Raw genomic sequence first — 16455 nt, forward strand, 5'->3', positions numbered from 1 at the left:
GAAATATTAAAGAAAATTACGCCGAATATGGCTTGGGAATATAGTTGTGATTCAAATTAAAGCAAAAAAAAAACCTCCCAAAATTGAGAGGCTTTATTTTTATGAATTTTTCAAATTGACAATTTCTTGAGCTGTCAAATGTCGCCAATTACTTCGCGGTAAATCTTTCTTCGTCAATCCCGCAAAAACTACACGATCTAAACGAGCAACAGTATACGATAAATACTCAAAGATTGCTTTTACCAAACCATTACTTCCTGAACTCAATTTAATGCCTACTTCACGTTTTGTAGCTCCTTGAATCCAAGAAATCTCATCTACTTTATGTACTTCTCCTCGGATGTTGACACCATCTTTTATTTTGTTGAAGTCAGTCTGAGTCAAGTTTTTATCCAATTCTACATGATAGATTTTTCGAACTCTCTCATGCGGATCTGTTAATCTTCTTGCCAATTCTCCATCATTGGTAAACAATAACAATCCTGTAGTTTGTCGCTCCAATCGTCCAACAGGAACAATTCTCGATTTTGTAGCCATTGCCACTAAATCCATCACCGTTTTACGATCTTTTTCGTCTTTTGTAGTTACCAAAAACCCTTTTGGCTTATTCAATAAAATATATTCTATTTTTTCAGGTGAAATAACTCTTCCATCAAATCGAACTTCATCGTTCAACAATACCTTGTAGCCCATTTCTGTGACCACTTTACCGTTTACAGTAACACTTCCAATGGAAATATGCATATCTGCTTCACGTCGTGAACAAATTCCCGAATTTGCAATATATTTATTCAAGCGAATCTCATTCGGATTGCTTGGAGATTTAGGTTTTGTCGCTGCTCTCTTTCTGTAAATTGGCTTTTTCCCGTCAAAAGGTTTCTTTCCTTCAACAGCTTCTCTTTCTTCGGAAGATTTATTCTTATCGTTAGATTTTTTTCCTTGAAAAGTTTTCTTCCCATCTGTAGCTTTTTTTGGATCAAAAGATTTCTTTCCATCAAAAGATTTCTTCTTATCAAAAGGCTTTTTTCCTCCAGTATTCTTCCCGCTCGGTTTGACTCTACTTTTACCTTGTCGCTCTCTTGCCATTTTAAATTATGCTATAAAATTTTTGCAAAGATACTTTTTAATTTATGATAAACGAATCTAGAATGAATTATTCGTTTTTATGTTATAAAATTAGTTAGTTCGTTCAAAATAAAACACATACAATCTTTGAACTCATATTAAATTTGTGTTTTTATAGAATATCTAAAAATACCAAGTTGAAGTAGAAAAGGTACAAGATCACGCTATTCAGCGAGATTAGTTCAACTTACAATTTGCGGTGCGTCTTTCTGACTTCTCAAAATTGAGTTTCACTAACCTATTCTCTAATCTTAATAGTGCTTTGGCGTTCTCTATTCACGGTTAACTGTGTCACATCTGGACGCGAATAATGTCCGACAGCGTCAAAATTTTGGCGTTCTTCCAACACACGATTAAAATCTAACGTTGCAATTATCAAGCCTTCTTTATGTAAAACTGGTGCTACTAACCATTCGCCATCTGGACTCGCAATACACGATCCGCCATTTGCCATTTCGTCTGGAATAGTATTTAAAATTTCTTCCAAATGTGGAATAGTGTCTGGAATGTCTTTTTTGTGCATCAAACTAGAAACTGAAATCACATACGAACGTGATTCGCGCGCAATAAATCGGGTAATGTCTTTGGTATTTACTTCGCTTCCAGGCCAAACTGCAATGTGTAAATTTTCGCCCATTCCATACAAAGCGGCTCTTGGTAACGGCATCCAATTTTCCCAACAATTCAATCCGCCAAGGGTAAAATCTTTCAATGAATGCACACGTAAACCATTTCCGTCGCCACTTGCCCACGTTAAGCGTTCTTCATATGTTGGCATCAGTTTTCTGTGCATCGATTCAATGCTTCCTTCTTGATTTATATACGCCAACGAGCAATAAATACTGTGTCCGCCTCTATCTGCTGCGCGTTCCATCAATCCTAAATAAATAGCAATAGAATGTTGTTTTGCTAAGTTACAAATTTCATCTAAATCGCCTTTTTCAACTTGAACTGAATTTTTGACATAATGTGCATGAATTTCTTTTTGTGTGGTAGAATTAAATTCAGCACCATTTGTATGAGAAACCCAAAAAGGATATCCTGGTAATAACGCTTCTCCAAAAACAATGAGTTCACAATTTTCTTGACTTGCGTCGAGAATTTGCTTTTTTATTTTTTCTAATGTTTTCGATTTATCTAACCAAACAGGAGCAATTTGCGCCAACGCGACTTTTAATTCATTTGAAGATGACATACCTTTAGATTTGTTACAAATTACCAATTTTCAAGAAGAAAAACGCACTTCAAATTCGCTTTAACAATTTTGAATCATTCTCAAGATTTTATCACAAAACATTCGTAATTTTATCCAGAATCACATCTATATTTAACAGAGGAATACTGAAAACACCTGCAACAATGATGAATTTTAAAATGTTGTGTAATAAAAGGTATTGTGATTTTGATGACGCTCTGTAAAGAACTATTATTGAATATATTAACAGCAAAATACTTCCATAAAAGTAAAAACGCATATAGCCTGTATCGTATTGAGAAATTAGAAAAATCGTGACCAAAATTGCAATTGTAGTAAACGAAGTAATGAATCCTTTGGACACTTTTTCGCCGTAAATGATTGGAATTGTTTTGTAATCTTGTGCTAAATCGCCTTTGATGTTTTCTAAATCTTTGATGAATTCACGAATTAGAATTAATAGAAATAGAAAAGCCGCGTGTACAAAAATGACGCTGCTTAAATTTCTGTAATAAATAAAAACCGCAAAGAAAGGTGTAATTGCCAACATGGCTGAAGTAAGATTTCCTAAAAGCGGAATCTTTTTCATTTTGTGGGAATAAAACCAAATCCCGAAAATGTATGCCGAAAAGAATACAATTGCATTAATTGATACAAAACTGGCAATGGCTACCGAAATAAAATTCAAGGTGAAATACGCTGCAATTTTTGTGCGTTGACTTACCAAACGATCCAACATCGATTTCCTAGGTCTGTTGATTAAATCTTTTTCGGCATCGTAAAAATTATTGATAATATATCCTGCGGCAATCGCAACTGCGGAAGCTAAAATTAAAGCTAATAAATTTCTGTCAAGGACAATCTGTGTAAAGCCTATTTTTGGTGCTAAAATATACCTAGCTGCCAAATATTGTGCTATTACGATGATGAGAATATTATAACCTCTTACAACGGAAAACAAGCTGAAGAGTTTGTAGTAAAAAAGCTTGCGTTTTCTAGATAACATTGGTAGCTAAACTTTAGAAGTTATAGACTACTTCCAGTTTGTAATCTTTTAATGTTTCTTTTGTTTTTTGAATATTTTGTGTGAATCCTAAAATGTATCCGCCACCGCCAGAACCACAAAGTTTTAAGTAGTAATCGTTGGTGTCAATTCCTTGTTTCCAAAGTGAATGAAATTGTTGTGGAATCATTGGTTTAAAGTTGTTGAAAACTACTTTTGATAATGATTTTAAGTTTCCAAATAACGATTTTATATCGCCTTTTAAGAAATCTTCCACACACGAATCTGTATGTTTTATGAATTGATCTTTTAGCATTTTACGGAAACCTTCTTGCTTCATGCTTTCCATGAAAATGTTTACCATTGGCGCAGTTTCGCCTGTAATTCCACTATCTAATAAAAATACAGCTCCAGTTCCTGCTTCGTTTTGCGAAGGAATTCCTGTTGGCTCAATGTTGTCTTTGGAATTGATTAAGATTGGTAAACTTAAGTAACTATTTAGTGGATCTAATCCAGAACTTTTTCCGTGGAAAAACGATTCCATTTCACCAAAAATCACTTTGAGTTTTAGTAACTTTTCTCGCGTTAAGTTTTCTAAAACCGTGATTTTATCATGTGCATATTTATCATAAAAAGAAGCCACTAACGCGCCAGAACTTCCGACTCCATATCCTTGCGGAATTGAAGAATCAAAGTACATTCCTTTTTCTAAATTACTTTTTAGCACTTCAATGTCAAACGTAACAAGTTCGGCATCTAACGCTTCTAAATGGTTTGCAAACTTTTGTAAACTTTCGTTGGATTTTTTTGCTTCCGCAGAAAGATTTTCGTCAATTTTTAATGCGCCTTTATAGAAATTATAAGGAATTGATAATCCTTTTGAATCTTTGATGATTCCGTATTCTCCAAAGAGTAAAATTTTAGAATAGAAAAGAGGTCCTTTCATTTATTATTAGTATTTGACTTGATTTGAGGCTTTTAATAGATGTAAAATTAAGCTTTTTTCGCTCCAAAACCTATTCTGTCGCAAATGTGGTGTCCATTTTGGCAAAATTTCACCAATTCTTGTTGAATGAATGGATATACTTTATCTTTTTCATTTTCAGGATATAACACATGAACATTCGCACCAGCATCTAAAGTAAAGCAAATATGCGTTCCAGATTCTTGTCTAAATTTCCAAATACGATTGATGATTTCCAACGTATTTGGCTTCATCAAAATGAAATATGGCATCGACGTCATCATCATTGCATGAAGCGTTAATGCTTCGCTTTCTACGATTGCGATAAATTGATCCAAATCTCCATCAGCTAAAACCGATTGCATTTTTGTCAAATTTTCATGCGCTTGCGCGAAACGTTGTTGTGAAAACGGATGATTGTGCATTAAATTGTGTCCAACTGTACTGCTGACTTGCTTTTCGCCTTTATCAACCAATAAAATTGTATCGTGAAAGTTCTTGAAAATTTCGTGTACTTTATATGGATATTTGATTGCGAATAAGTCGTTACTTCCAATTGTATCTTCATGTTTTCCCCAAACGATTAAATCGCCTTCTATGCTTCTACTTGCGCTTCCTGAACCTAAACGTGCTAAAAATGATGTTTTTTTGTTAAAATCTTCTTCTGTCATTGTTGGATTCAACTCTTTTTCCAAACTCATAAAACACAACGCCAACGCGCTCATTCCAGATGCTGAAGAGGCAATTCCGCTACTGTGTGGAAACGAATTTGAAGTTTCAATCGTAAAATGATAGTTTTTTAAAAATGGTAGATATTTTAAAATTCGTTCTAAAAAGGTATTGATTTTTGGTTTGAAATCGTCCTTTTGTTTTCCTTCAAAAAATAACTCAAAAGAAAAATCATCTTGGTTTCCTTCACGTTTTTTATAGGTTAACGTTGTGACTGTTGCACACGCATCAAGTGTAAAACTGATCGAAGGATTTTGCGGAATTTGATCTTCTTTTTTTCCCCAATATTTAATGAGTGCAATATTACTTGGCGATTTCCAAGTGACGCTTCCATTGTCAATACTTTCGGTATATTTTTTTGGTAGAAATGTTGCTATTTCCATGTACGATTTTAAAATTTAGGCAAAGATACGATTTTTGAAAATTGAAGGATTCAAGGATTGGAAAGATTAAAAAATTATGGCTTTTAGCTTCTTGCCTTTAGCTCTTAGCATCAAACAATACGCTACGTCACTTCGAGTAATTTTCATAGTGAAACGAAGAAAATTGTATCGAGAAGTATTTTGTTAGTTCATGTGAAGCTGAATCAAGTTCAGCTTGACGAAATAATCTAATAGTAAAATTTTAGTTTAAAAGTTGAAAGGTCTATAAGTTTATCCAATGTGTAATTAATTCACATACTAAAATACCAAAGCAAAGCGTGTCCAATATTCTAAGAGCGATAGCGATACCAAAAATCTAATCAAAAATCCGATTTGCAATAATATAACTTCCCGTCCAAGCATTTTGAAAGTTAAACCCGCCAGTAATGGCATCAATATTTAGAATTTCGCCTGCAAAGTATAGATTTGTTTGCTTGCGACTTTCAAAGGTTTTGAAATTAACTTCTTTCAGATCGATTCCGCCAGCAGTGACAAATTCTTCTTTAAAGGTGCTTTTTCCGTTCACATTGAAAATAGCTTCTGTGAGTTGACTCGCCAATTGTTCGGTTTGTTGCTTATTTAAATCTGCCCAACGCGTATCATCTTTAATTCCAGCAGCGTTTATAATTCGGTGCCACAAACGTTTTGGCAATTCAAATGGATTGTTTTTTTGAACCGTTTTTTTAGCTAATTCTATTTTGAAGTCTTTGATGTTTTCTAAACAAGCTGCTTTATCAACATCATCTAACCAATTGACTTTTATTTGAAAGTTATAGTTTTTATCTGCCAATATTCGTGCGCCCCAAGCGGAAAGTTTTAAAATTCCGGGTCCGCTCATTCCCCAATGTGTGATGAGTAATGGACCGTTTGATTCCAGTTTTGTATCCACAACTTTTACACTTGCTTGCGTTGCAATTCCGAGTAAATCTTTAATTCTGGCATCTTTTATATTGAACGTAAATAATGACGGAACCGCAGGAACAATGGAATGTCCGAGTGTTTCAAGCATTTTCCACATTTTAGGATTGCTTCCTGTCGTTAACACCACATTTTCGGCTTCCAGCATTCCTTGACTTGTTTCTATCTGCCACAATTCGTCAACTTTGGAAATGTTTTTTACTGCATGATTTGTTCTGAAATCAACTTTATATTTTTTTGCTTCACTCAGAAAACAATCAATTATCGTTTGTGAAGAGTTTGACACAGGAAATATTCTGCCATCGTCTTCTATTTTGAGTTCTACGCCACGTTCTTCAAACCAAGCCATTGTGTCGCCACAACAGAATTGATGAAAAGGTCCTAACATTTCTTTTTCGCCTCTTGGATAGTATTTTACTAAATCTTTCGGATCAAAACATGCATGTGTTACATTACATCTTCCGCCGCCAGAAACTCGAACTTTCGTTAGAAAATCTTTTCCTCTTTCTAAAATTACAACAGATTTTTCAGGATGCTTTTCGGCAACATTTATTGCTGTGAAAAATCCTGCTGCGCCGCCGCCAATTATGAGAATGTCTATGGTTTGCATTTTTTTAGGTGTTAGGTATTAGGTCGCTTCGCTCCTTTGTTTTTTTGTTGATTTGTTGATTCGTTGATTTGTTGATTTGTTTTCCGTGATTTCTGACTTTTAACTCATCACTTTTAACTTTTTGTTCGTTATTCAAAAGAAATACTTTTTAATTTAACATTCAACATTTACAATTCAAAATTTAACAAAAGTCTTAAACTCTTCTTAATTGACGCGCAAAATTTTATGTTCCGTACTGAAATTCTTATTTTTACAAAAAAACAATTTATGCTATTAACATTTTTCAAACGCTTAACTATTATTCTACTTTTTACGAATTGTACCGTTAATTATGGTCAATTGAAACTTGTTGGAAATTTACCAAGTGATTTACAAGAAGTTTCTGGAGTTGAAACTATTCCTAATTCTGATAAGTTCTGGATGGTAAATGATGGCGGAAATCATCCTAGAATGTATGTCGTGAACGCAACAGGAAAGATTGAGAAAACACTTCAAATTGAAGGAAAGAATGAAGATTGGGAAGATTTAACGAAAGATAAAGCTGGAAACGTATATATTGGCGATTTTGGAAATAATAATAACCGAAGAAAAGATTTAAAAATTTATATCTTGGCAGCAAACGATTTGAATCACGGGAAAAATATTCTTCCGTCTACAATTGAGTTTTCATTTCCGAATCAAAAGAAATTTCCACCAAAAAAGAAAGATAGATATTTTGATGTAGAATCATTTTTTCATCTGAATGGATATTTATATTTATTCACAAAAAGTCGTGTAAAAAAAGACTACGGACGCACTAATTTGTATAAGATTCCTGCAAAATCAGGAAAACATGAAGCTGAGTTTATCAGCACTTTTAATTCTTGTGAAGATTTTGATTGTGCTATAACTTCTGCGGCAATTAGTCCAAATGGAAAGAAAGTAGTTTTGTTATCTCATGAAACCATTTTGCAGTTTACCAACTTTAAAGATGATGATTTTTTAGGTGGAAAAATGACTAAATTCGATTTAGATCACAAGTCACAAAAAGAAGGTATTTGCTTTAAAGACAATAATACGGTTTATATTACTGATGAAAGATCGCGTGGAAAAGGGCGAAATTTATACGTATTTACACTTGATTAATAACTGATTTTTATTTTTTGTGTTATTTTTCTGTAACTTGGTTAATCTATAAGATTTATTAACCAAACCTATCATTATGTCTACACAACTAAAAGGAATTGACATTTCGTTTAATCAAGGGAATTTAATCGATTCTATTGATACAAGCAACACCGATTTATCTTTTGTAATTTGCAAAGCTTCTGGCGGAATTACAATTCAAGATCCTGATTTTGCAACTAACTGGAAAACAATTCCTGAAAAAGGATTTATAAGAGGCACGTATCATTTTTATTATACGAATGATGCGCCACAGTTACAAGCAAACAACTTTTTCTCAGTTGTAGGTGCTGATTTTCCTTCCGATGCTTTACCACCAATTGTCGATTTTGAAGGCGGAAGTATAAAAACCGAAAATCATAGCCAAATTATCGAAGATTTATTATCGTTCTTGAATATTATACAACAAAAATACAATCGCATTCCTGTTATTTATACGAATCAAAATACAGGCGATAGTTATTTAAATGACTCTAGGTTTTCCAAATATCCGCTTTGGGTTTCAAATCCTACGACTGCTTCATCTCCAAAAATGCCTAGTACATGGACTGATTGGATAATGTGGCAATATAGTTTTAGCGGAACTATTAATGGAACCACCGTTGATGAAGATTATTTTAATGGAGATTTGAATGCTTTGAAACAATTTATTAGTCAAAGTTCGAGTTCAAGCTAAGTATATCAAATACAAGCTATTTATTTTCGTTAGCTTTGCAGACTGAAAGGATTTTAAATGAGTGAACCACAATTAACAAGAATCAACAAATTTTTAAGTGAAGCTGGCTACTGTTCGCGCAGAGCTGCCGATAAACTTATTGAACAACGACGCGTTACTATTAACGGCGTTGTGCCAGAAATGGGAACTAAAATTGCGCCTGACGATGAAGTTCATGTTGACGGAAAGTTGATTTCTGAGCCAAAAGAGAAACCTGTGTATTTAGCGTTTAATAAACCCGTTGGGATTGTGTGTACGACAGATGCTAAAGTGGAGAAAGATAATATTATTGATTATATTAATTATCCAACACGTATTTTTCCTATCGGACGTTTAGATAAACCAAGTGAAGGTTTGATTTTCTTAACAAGTGATGGCGATATCGTGAATAAAATTCTGCGTGCGCGAAATAATCATGAGAAAGAATATGAAGTACGAGTGAATCGTGCGCTTACAGATGATTTTATCCAGAAAATGGGCGACGGAATTCCAATTTTAGGAACGCTTACGCGACAATGTAAAGTGGAAAAACTGACAAGCTTTACGTTTTCTATTGTGTTGACTCAAGGCCTAAATCGTCAAATACGTAGAATGTGCGAGTATTTGGATTATAATGTTGTAAAATTAAAACGTACGCGTATTATGCATATTTCGTTGGATGTTCCTGTTGGAGAATGGCGACATTTAACCGAAGAGGAATTACAAGGAATTCATGATTCTACCGACGATTCTTCTAAAACGCATCTTGATAAAACATAATTTTGATTACATCTTTTTGTAATTAATTTTGAAAAAAATAAAAATTTCGGGTAACAAAATCTCTTCATGTGAACTGATAGGTATAATCACAAAACTTAGAATCATGAAAAAAAGAAATTTCAAAACATTAAGCCTTAACAAAAGATCAATTTCTAACTTAAAATTTACTGTAATTGGTGGTCGCGCTAATAAAACAGCAGATGTTAAAGATTGTCCAGACAACACATTAGCAAAAGATTGCGAATCTTTAGGCGCATGCCCTGATTCATTTTGGTGCCAAGCATCTCCAGTAGGATCTGATGAACCAGTAGCATAATTTATATGTAAAAAAATGGAGAAGCCTGACGTTTGTTAGGCTTTTTTTTGTTTAAAAACCAAGAATTTCTTTGAATTTATATGATTGTCTTCGAGAGATTTCTATTTCTTGATCGGAGTTTTTTATCGTTACTTTTAATTTTCCATTAAACCACGGAATTACTTTATCAACATGCGTAAGATTGATGATTTGTTGACGGTTTGCTCTGAAAAAAGTTGCTGCTGGCAATTTTGCTTCTATTTGGTTGAGCGATTTGTAGATTAATGGTTTGTTGCTTTCAAAATACACACGCGTGTAGTTCCCAACTATTTCAAATATTGCAATTTCTGAAATTTGAATCAGCCAACAGTTTTCACCTTCTTTGATAAATATTTGTCGGTGTAATTCAAATGGTTTTTCGTCGGTTGTTTCTTTTTCTATGGTTGAGATGACTTTTTCTATTGTTTTAGAAAATCGATCTTGATTGATGGGTTTTAGCAAGTAATCAAACGCATTGTATTCAAACGATTTTATAGCATATTCGTCATACGCCGTTGTGAAAATAGTGAGCGGAACATTGTCTAACATTTCCAGTAATTCAAACCCATTTTTTTCAGGCATATTAATGTCCAAAAATAATACTTTTGGTTGCGTTTCGTTGATGAGTTCGTACGCTTTGTCTACATTTTCAGCTTCGCCAACTAATGCAATTTGCGGATGTTTTTTTAGAAGTTCTTTGAGTTCATTCCGCGCTAAGCGAGAATCTTCTACAATAATTGCTGTGATATTTTCCATAGATATATCATTTTAATTTACTGGTATTTGAATGATGGCGTGTACTTCATTTTCTACTTCTTTTAGCGTAAAGCTTGCTTCATTTCCATAGAGTAATTCCAACCGTTTTTTTATGTTGTTTAATCCTATTCGGGTAGAATCTGTGTCCGTTTGCAACGTTCCTGTATTGTTGACTTGCAAGATTATTTTTTCGTTATTATCTGTAACAATCAACGTAATTTTTCCACCATTTTTCTGGTTAGAAATGCCGTGTTTTATTGCATTTTCTACCAACATTTGCAATACCATCGGCGGAATTTTTATTTGTAATAAGTTTGCATCTACTTGTTTTGAATACTGCAACCGATCTTCTAATTGTATTTTGGACAACGCAACATAATTATCTACAATTTCCAATTCCTGTTCTATTTGAATAGCATCAACTTTGTCCATATTTAGCGAATAGCGCAACATATCCGAAAGTCGTGTGAGCATTTCTCTTGATTTTTCTACATCTTCCAACATTAAACCGCGAATGTTGTTTAAACTATTGAACATAAAATGCGGATTCAGTTGTCCTTTTAAGGTATTTAATTGCGAATCTTTTAAGGCTGTTTCTAGTTTTAATCGATCAATTTTATTTTTTCGTAAACGCGCCAAAGATTTAACTCCTACATAAAAAATTGTCCATAAGAATATAAAAACAGACACATTTAACCCTGTTAAAAAGATTTCCAATGTAGAAATTTCGGCTGACTTTTCATTGATATATATGAACATGTAATGCGCGCTAACTATCAATATCACTATAAAGGTTAATACTATGAGTGCATATGCTACAAAGGCTTTTCCGTAGTTTTTAGAATTTTGATTTGCAATGAAGTCAATTCGTTTTAGATAATTTCTAAATAATGTTGTCAGCGTAATTGCTAAGAACATAAAGATCAATCCTTCAAAGAAAAAATAAATGGCTTTACTTTTTTCTTCTGGTACGATAAGGATTTTTGACCAAACATTGGCAGTAGTCAAAAATCCCCAACCTAGAAACTGTAAAATCCAGAAAGTGTATGTATTTATTTTGGTTGAAGTTGCCATGTGTTTTTTTAACTAATGTCTAAAATATTAAAATGCGCTTTCTCAACTATGAAAAAGCGCATTTTTTATTGATTGATGATTAAAATCGAGCATTAATCCATTCAGAAACATAGTTCAATGCTACTGGAGCAAAGGTTTCTTCTATTTTAGCGTATTCGCTTAAAGCACCAGTTTCTGAAGTTTGAAATAAATGATTTAAGTCTTTAAATTGTTTGATGGTTACATCGCTGTTATTTTTTAATCCTTTTTCAATTGCATTCAGGTTTAATGCTGGCAATACCTGAAAATCTTTTTCACCATTTACGGCTAATATAGGACACGTTACTTTTTTCAATGACGTTTGCGGATTGTATCCTAAAAATGCGCGCATCCACGGAGAAGTAATCATTTTTAATTGTCCTTTTAATGCAGTATCGGTTAGCTCTCGTTGCGCTTTTTCAGATGTCATTTTTCCTTTTAATTCCTGAAATAATGCTGCGATTTTTTCTTTTGATGCTTCTCCTTTATAGTCTGCGCAGATGTCATATATTTTTGCAGAGATTTCTTGAGAGATTGCAATGTCACTTGCTGGATAATCTTCTAATTCTGCTGCTTTTTTTCCTTGCGTTAATAGGATTTCTTTTCCAGAAACTCCTGGTCCAGCCAACAATACACAGAATGCTACATTTTTGTTTCTTGCCGCTACAATTGGCGCGATGAGTCCGCCTTCACTGTGTCCAACCAATCCAATCTTGTTTACGTCAACTACGTCGTTTCGTGTTTGCAAATATGTCATTGCCGCTTCTACATCTGACGCAAAGTCAAAAGAAGTTGCTACTGAAAAGTCACCTTCAGATTTTGCTGTTCCTCTGTCATCGTAACGTAATACTGCAATTCCTTGTCGTGTTAAATGATCTGATAATACTAAGAATGTTTTGTGTCCAAGTAATTCTTGATCTCTATTTTGTGCTCCAGAACCTGTAATGAGAATGACTACTGGCGGATTTTTCACGTCTTTAGGTAACGTTAATGTTCCTGCAAATTTGATGTTTCCTGCGGTTGCATTTTTAAAAGTTACTTCTTCTGAAACGTACGGATATGGTTTTTTAGGTTCTTGTGGTTTGTCTTTTTTGACGTTTTTTTCTCCTTTTATTAAGTCTAGCGGATATTCTTGTCCACCTTGCTTAAAGATTCCTTTGAAAGTTTCGTCCGTAAACGTTGCCGTGTATTCAATTCCTGATTGAGTTTGAAGAATGATTAATTCGTTATCTTTAAATGTAGTTCCGTTTGTTGGAATTCCAAAAGCATTTTGCATCGGACTGTCCATTGTGGTTGTGTAAGTTCCATCAGTTTCTGAAATGTTAAACGCCAAAGGAAGTTCCATTCCTTGTATTTTTAACTCGCCTTTCCAAGTTCCTGAGATTTCTTGTGCTGACGCGATTACGGTTGCTAAAAAGAATGCTAATTTGAATACGAGTCTGAATATTGTTGTTAATTGCATGTCTGTTGTTTTTTGATTACGATGTAAATGTATTCCATTTTTATATGTCTACATCGTAAAATATGACGAACGGAAAATTGAATGTGGTGAGTGGTTTTTTGGTTGCTGGTTGCTGGTTGCTGGTTGCTGGTTGCTAGTTCTTTTATTGGTTTTTGATAAAATTATTTTCAGACTCCTTATTTACAAGGACTTACACTTATTTTCTTAAAATTATACTTTCTTGATTTTCATGGGAGTACCGCCAAAGAGTACCGTTTTACTATTTTTTTAATCTTCAAATATATCTAATTCTTTAATTGCTTTGTCTACGATTCGCTCGTCAATATAGTGCTTTTTTAATACTGTATCTGTCGCATGCGAAGATAGACGTTTTGCATCTCCTTTCAAAGTTGATGATAGATATGTTAGGTATGTTTTTCTTAGGCATTTAAACTGTAATTCTCTACCTGTGCTTAATTGCTTGTAAAAATGTGAGAATCCTAATGATAAAGCATCATTCATTGATTTGATGGATGAATCCGTTCTTTTATCGGGATTTAGAATATATCTATCTTTTCCTTTGTTGATATCATAACGCAGACGATATAGTATATTTTTTAGACTTTTCGTTACAGGGATAATCTTCGGTGGCACATCTGTATTGAATCGTTCTCCTTTCTTTCTCTTTACTTTTAAATTGGGAACTTCAATATAAACAGGTTCGCCATCTTTTTCGCGAATCATATTCCATTTGAGTCCGACAACTTCTTCTCGTCTACCACCTGTATGCAATCCTAGTTCTAAAGCATCTTTTAAATATAACTTATACCTATTTCGTTTATATTTTCCTTGAATTTCAATTCCGTTTTCGGGTTTTATGATTTTTAATAGATTTTTAAATTCTTCTTTCGTGATGGTGTCACGTTTTACAATGACTGGAATCATTCGCACCTTTTCAAAGGGGTTCTTCATGTCAATATTAAATCTGTCAATCGCCCAGCTTAGGAACGCTTTTAAAGCGCTCATTTTTCCATTGTAGGTGTTGCCTTTGTAATTCTTATCTACTAATAGATAATCATGGAATAAACCGACATGCATGTCATTGATACGATTAACAATAAATAACTTCTTATTGATATTATGCTTTGCAAGTGCTTCATTGAATATTTTTAAACAGTTTACAATTTCATTTTTTCGCCCGTCCGATAATGTGTTTTTTTGATGTTCGGGAACATCTATATTGTCTAAAAAATCAATATACCGTAGTTGTACATCAAATAAGTAGTGTCGATTTCTTATTTCAATCGGTTGTCCTAAACCTTGTAATTCCGATTTGAATTCTTTTTCAAAATCAATCGCTTGAATTACCGCATCTGCATAATTTGTAGCATCATGGGTTCTGCTCGCTTTTCGTCCATCACTTCCAGGAACGTGCAAGCGTGATTTGTACCGATGCTTTTCAAAGTTTTTGCAGATAGAATAATTTTTACCTGTTTCGCCACACGTAGGTTCTTCTTTTACTGTTTTACTGTTTCGTAAAGTTGTTTTTCGTGTCCATGAAAAATGCTTTTTACATACATGACAGTAAATAAAGAGTCCTTTGTGTTTGTTGTTAGGCATGTGTTTTCGTTTTGCCATAAAGTTTTCTCCTTTTTTAATTTTAATTGCGTTATTGAATCTGATTGGGATAGGAAGTAATTCATATAATGTTTTTATGATATTACTATGCTAATCACTACTATGCGATACTCTCTAAAGCATCTCATAAACAAAGATTTGAAATAGTAGCCAAATATCATTTGTTAACTTTTGGTGCTTGTACAAATGAAATGTGTTATAAATCTAAAAATCAGACGTTTAATTTTTACAAAGTGTACCAATCCAAGCTGAGTTATAAATTGATTTTCTTTTTAAATAGATTTTTTTCATTTGGGATTGCACTACTATTCACTAAATCGAGATACTCTCTAAAGTATCATAGGTGTAAAGATTTGAATAAAATCCGGACTATCATTTGTAAAATTTTGTGCAGTGTACGTGGATTGTAAGAAGAAATTGTAGGAGATTTGAAAAACAGGTGTTATTTTGATTAAATACAAGTGAAATTTAGGTTTTGATAGACATAAAAGATAAATATTTTGAAAATTATCTGCATTTTAACAAATATTTTCTGATTTGCTTTTTTTTTAAAATCTGTTCATCGCTTAGTGGTAAGCTAAAAAGAAAACAAATAAAAAATTGATCTCTTTATAAAAGTTTGAAAATATTCTATTGAAAGTGTATTTATCACTTAGTGATTTGCTGAAAAATCCAACTCATTACTTAGCGATAAGCTGAAAATGAAAAAGAAAAAAATTGATTGACCTCTTTATAAAAAGTTTGCAGACCTCCCGTTGAAAATATTCTTATCACTTAGTAATTTGCTAAAAAATCCAACTCATTACTTAGCGATAAGCTGAAAATGAAAAAGAAAAAAATTGATTGACCTCTTTATAAAAAGTTTGCAGACCTCCCGTTGAAAATATTCTCATCACTTAGTGATTACTCAAAAATTCAACTCATCGCTTAACGATAAGCTGAAAAAAATGAAAAAAACGGATTGATCTCTTAGTAAAAAGTTTGTGAATCTCCCATTGAAAATATTCTCATCACTTAGTGATAAGCTGTAGACCCATCCTAAAACATTCCGAAATCTAAGTTTTCCATCAAAGATATTATATCTTTTGGGGAATACTTAGAAAACAATTCTGAATTACTTGAAGCATGTTAAATTTTATTATAATCTTTTAAATGCAAAAGATATGTAATCATATTTATCAAAAACTTACTATTTCAATCAAATCAGTTTTTTGTATATTTAATTCGATTCAGAGTACTCTCAAATTGTATTTTTACGTGAGGAATCACAAGCACAAAAAGTGCTGGAGCATTACGTGAGACGTTGTGAATTGCTTTCAAATTGTATTTTTACGTGAGGAATCACAAGATCAATCACTTGATCTTATGTCAGTCGATAGTTGTGAATTGCTTTCAAATTGTATTTTTACGTGAGGAATCACAAGCACTTAAAATAATGGATAATGAGTACGCCCGTTGTGAATTGCTTTCAAATTGTATTTTTACGTGAGGAATCACAAGAAAAATCACTAAAATAATGAGCGATATTATGTTGTGAATTGCTTTCAAATTGTATTTTTACGTGAGGAATCACAAGGAAAAGCTTTAGAG

The 16455-nt window shown here is 33.1% G+C and carries 14 protein-coding genes and 1 CRISPR repeat array (1 of these 15 cut by a window edge); of the genes, 4 read left to right on the plus strand and 10 right to left on the minus strand.

Annotated features, from left to right (window positions below; translation table 11 throughout):
- Positions 1–99: 99 nt before the first annotated feature.
- The 6 genes from IMCC3317_RS11895 to IMCC3317_RS11920 form a co-directional block, all read right to left on the minus strand.
- Positions 100–1086 carry a pseudouridine synthase gene (locus tag IMCC3317_RS11895; protein WP_160129715.1) on the minus strand — a complete coding sequence of 329 codons (987 nt, stop codon included), beginning with the start codon at positions 1084–1086 and terminating at the stop codon, positions 100–102.
- A gap of 277 nt (positions 1087–1363) precedes the next feature.
- Entirely contained in the window at positions 1364–2320 is a 957-nt protein-coding gene (locus tag IMCC3317_RS11900; protein ID WP_160129716.1) for a carbon-nitrogen hydrolase family protein, read from the minus strand.
- Positions 2321–2411: 91 nt separating this feature from the next.
- The gene (locus tag IMCC3317_RS11905; RefSeq protein ID WP_160129717.1) at positions 2412–3326 is read right to left on the minus strand and encodes a geranylgeranylglycerol-phosphate geranylgeranyltransferase; all 915 of its coding nucleotides are present in this window, start codon (positions 3324–3326) and stop codon (positions 2412–2414) included.
- Between the two features lie 13 nt (positions 3327–3339).
- On the minus strand, positions 3340–4269 hold the full coding sequence (locus IMCC3317_RS11910; RefSeq protein WP_160129718.1) for a mevalonate kinase family protein: 930 nt from the start codon (positions 4267–4269) through the stop codon (positions 3340–3342).
- 47 nt (positions 4270–4316) lie between these two features.
- Positions 4317–5399 carry a diphosphomevalonate/mevalonate 3,5-bisphosphate decarboxylase family protein gene (locus tag IMCC3317_RS11915; protein ID WP_160129719.1) on the minus strand — a complete coding sequence of 361 codons (1083 nt, stop codon included), beginning with the start codon at positions 5397–5399 and terminating at the stop codon, positions 4317–4319.
- Between the two features lie 355 nt (positions 5400–5754).
- Complete coding sequence (locus IMCC3317_RS11920; RefSeq protein WP_160129720.1) at positions 5755–6966, minus strand: BaiN/RdsA family NAD(P)/FAD-dependent oxidoreductase; 1212 nt, start codon at positions 6964–6966, stop codon at positions 5755–5757.
- A gap of 267 nt (positions 6967–7233) precedes the next feature.
- Between IMCC3317_RS11920 and IMCC3317_RS11925 the strand changes: the two genes are divergently transcribed.
- The 4 genes from IMCC3317_RS11925 to IMCC3317_RS11940 all read left to right on the plus strand — a co-directional run bounded on the left by IMCC3317_RS11925 (position 7234) and on the right by IMCC3317_RS11940 (position 9920).
- Positions 7234–8091 (plus strand): hypothetical protein, encoded by an 858-nt coding sequence (locus IMCC3317_RS11925; protein WP_228054786.1) that lies wholly within the window; start codon positions 7234–7236, stop codon positions 8089–8091.
- A 76-nt stretch (positions 8092–8167) separates the two neighbouring features.
- Positions 8168–8806 carry a GH25 family lysozyme gene (locus IMCC3317_RS11930; RefSeq protein WP_160129721.1) on the plus strand — a complete coding sequence of 213 codons (639 nt, stop codon included), beginning with the start codon at positions 8168–8170 and terminating at the stop codon, positions 8804–8806.
- 57 nt (positions 8807–8863) lie between these two features.
- Positions 8864–9604, plus strand: coding sequence for a 23S rRNA pseudouridine(2604) synthase RluF (gene rluF, locus IMCC3317_RS11935; RefSeq protein WP_160129722.1), 741 nt, complete (start codon positions 8864–8866; stop codon positions 9602–9604).
- Positions 9605–9707: 103 nt separating this feature from the next.
- Positions 9708–9920: a hypothetical protein gene (locus tag IMCC3317_RS11940; protein ID WP_160129723.1), complete on the plus strand. Its 213-nt coding sequence runs from the start codon at positions 9708–9710 to the stop codon at positions 9918–9920.
- Positions 9921–9971: 51 nt separating this feature from the next.
- On the opposite strand, the gene IMCC3317_RS11945 is transcribed toward IMCC3317_RS11940, so the two are convergent.
- From IMCC3317_RS11945 to IMCC3317_RS11960, 4 genes are all read right to left on the minus strand, one after another.
- On the minus strand, positions 9972–10694 hold the full coding sequence (locus IMCC3317_RS11945) for a LytR/AlgR family response regulator transcription factor (protein ID WP_160129724.1): 723 nt from the start codon (positions 10692–10694) through the stop codon (positions 9972–9974).
- A gap of 12 nt (positions 10695–10706) precedes the next feature.
- Positions 10707–11768, minus strand: a complete 1062-nt coding sequence (locus tag IMCC3317_RS11950; RefSeq protein ID WP_160129725.1) for a sensor histidine kinase — start codon at positions 11766–11768, stop codon at positions 10707–10709.
- Between the two features lie 79 nt (positions 11769–11847).
- Positions 11848–13248 carry an alpha/beta hydrolase family protein gene (locus IMCC3317_RS11955; protein ID WP_160129726.1) on the minus strand — a complete coding sequence of 467 codons (1401 nt, stop codon included), beginning with the start codon at positions 13246–13248 and terminating at the stop codon, positions 11848–11850.
- Between the two features lie 267 nt (positions 13249–13515).
- Positions 13516–14865 carry a tyrosine-type recombinase/integrase gene (locus IMCC3317_RS11960; RefSeq protein WP_160129727.1) on the minus strand — a complete coding sequence of 450 codons (1350 nt, stop codon included), beginning with the start codon at positions 14863–14865 and terminating at the stop codon, positions 13516–13518.
- A gap of 1226 nt (positions 14866–16091) precedes the next feature.
- Positions 16092–16455: direct repeats of the CRISPR family, unit length 46 nt; unit sequence GTTGTGAATTGCTTTCAAATTGTATTTTTACGTGAGGAATCACAAG (it continues 2484 nt past the right edge of the window).

The sequence above is a fragment of the Kordia antarctica genome, assembly GCF_009901525.1.
Classification (GTDB): Bacteria; Bacteroidota; Bacteroidia; order Flavobacteriales; family Flavobacteriaceae; genus Kordia; species Kordia antarctica.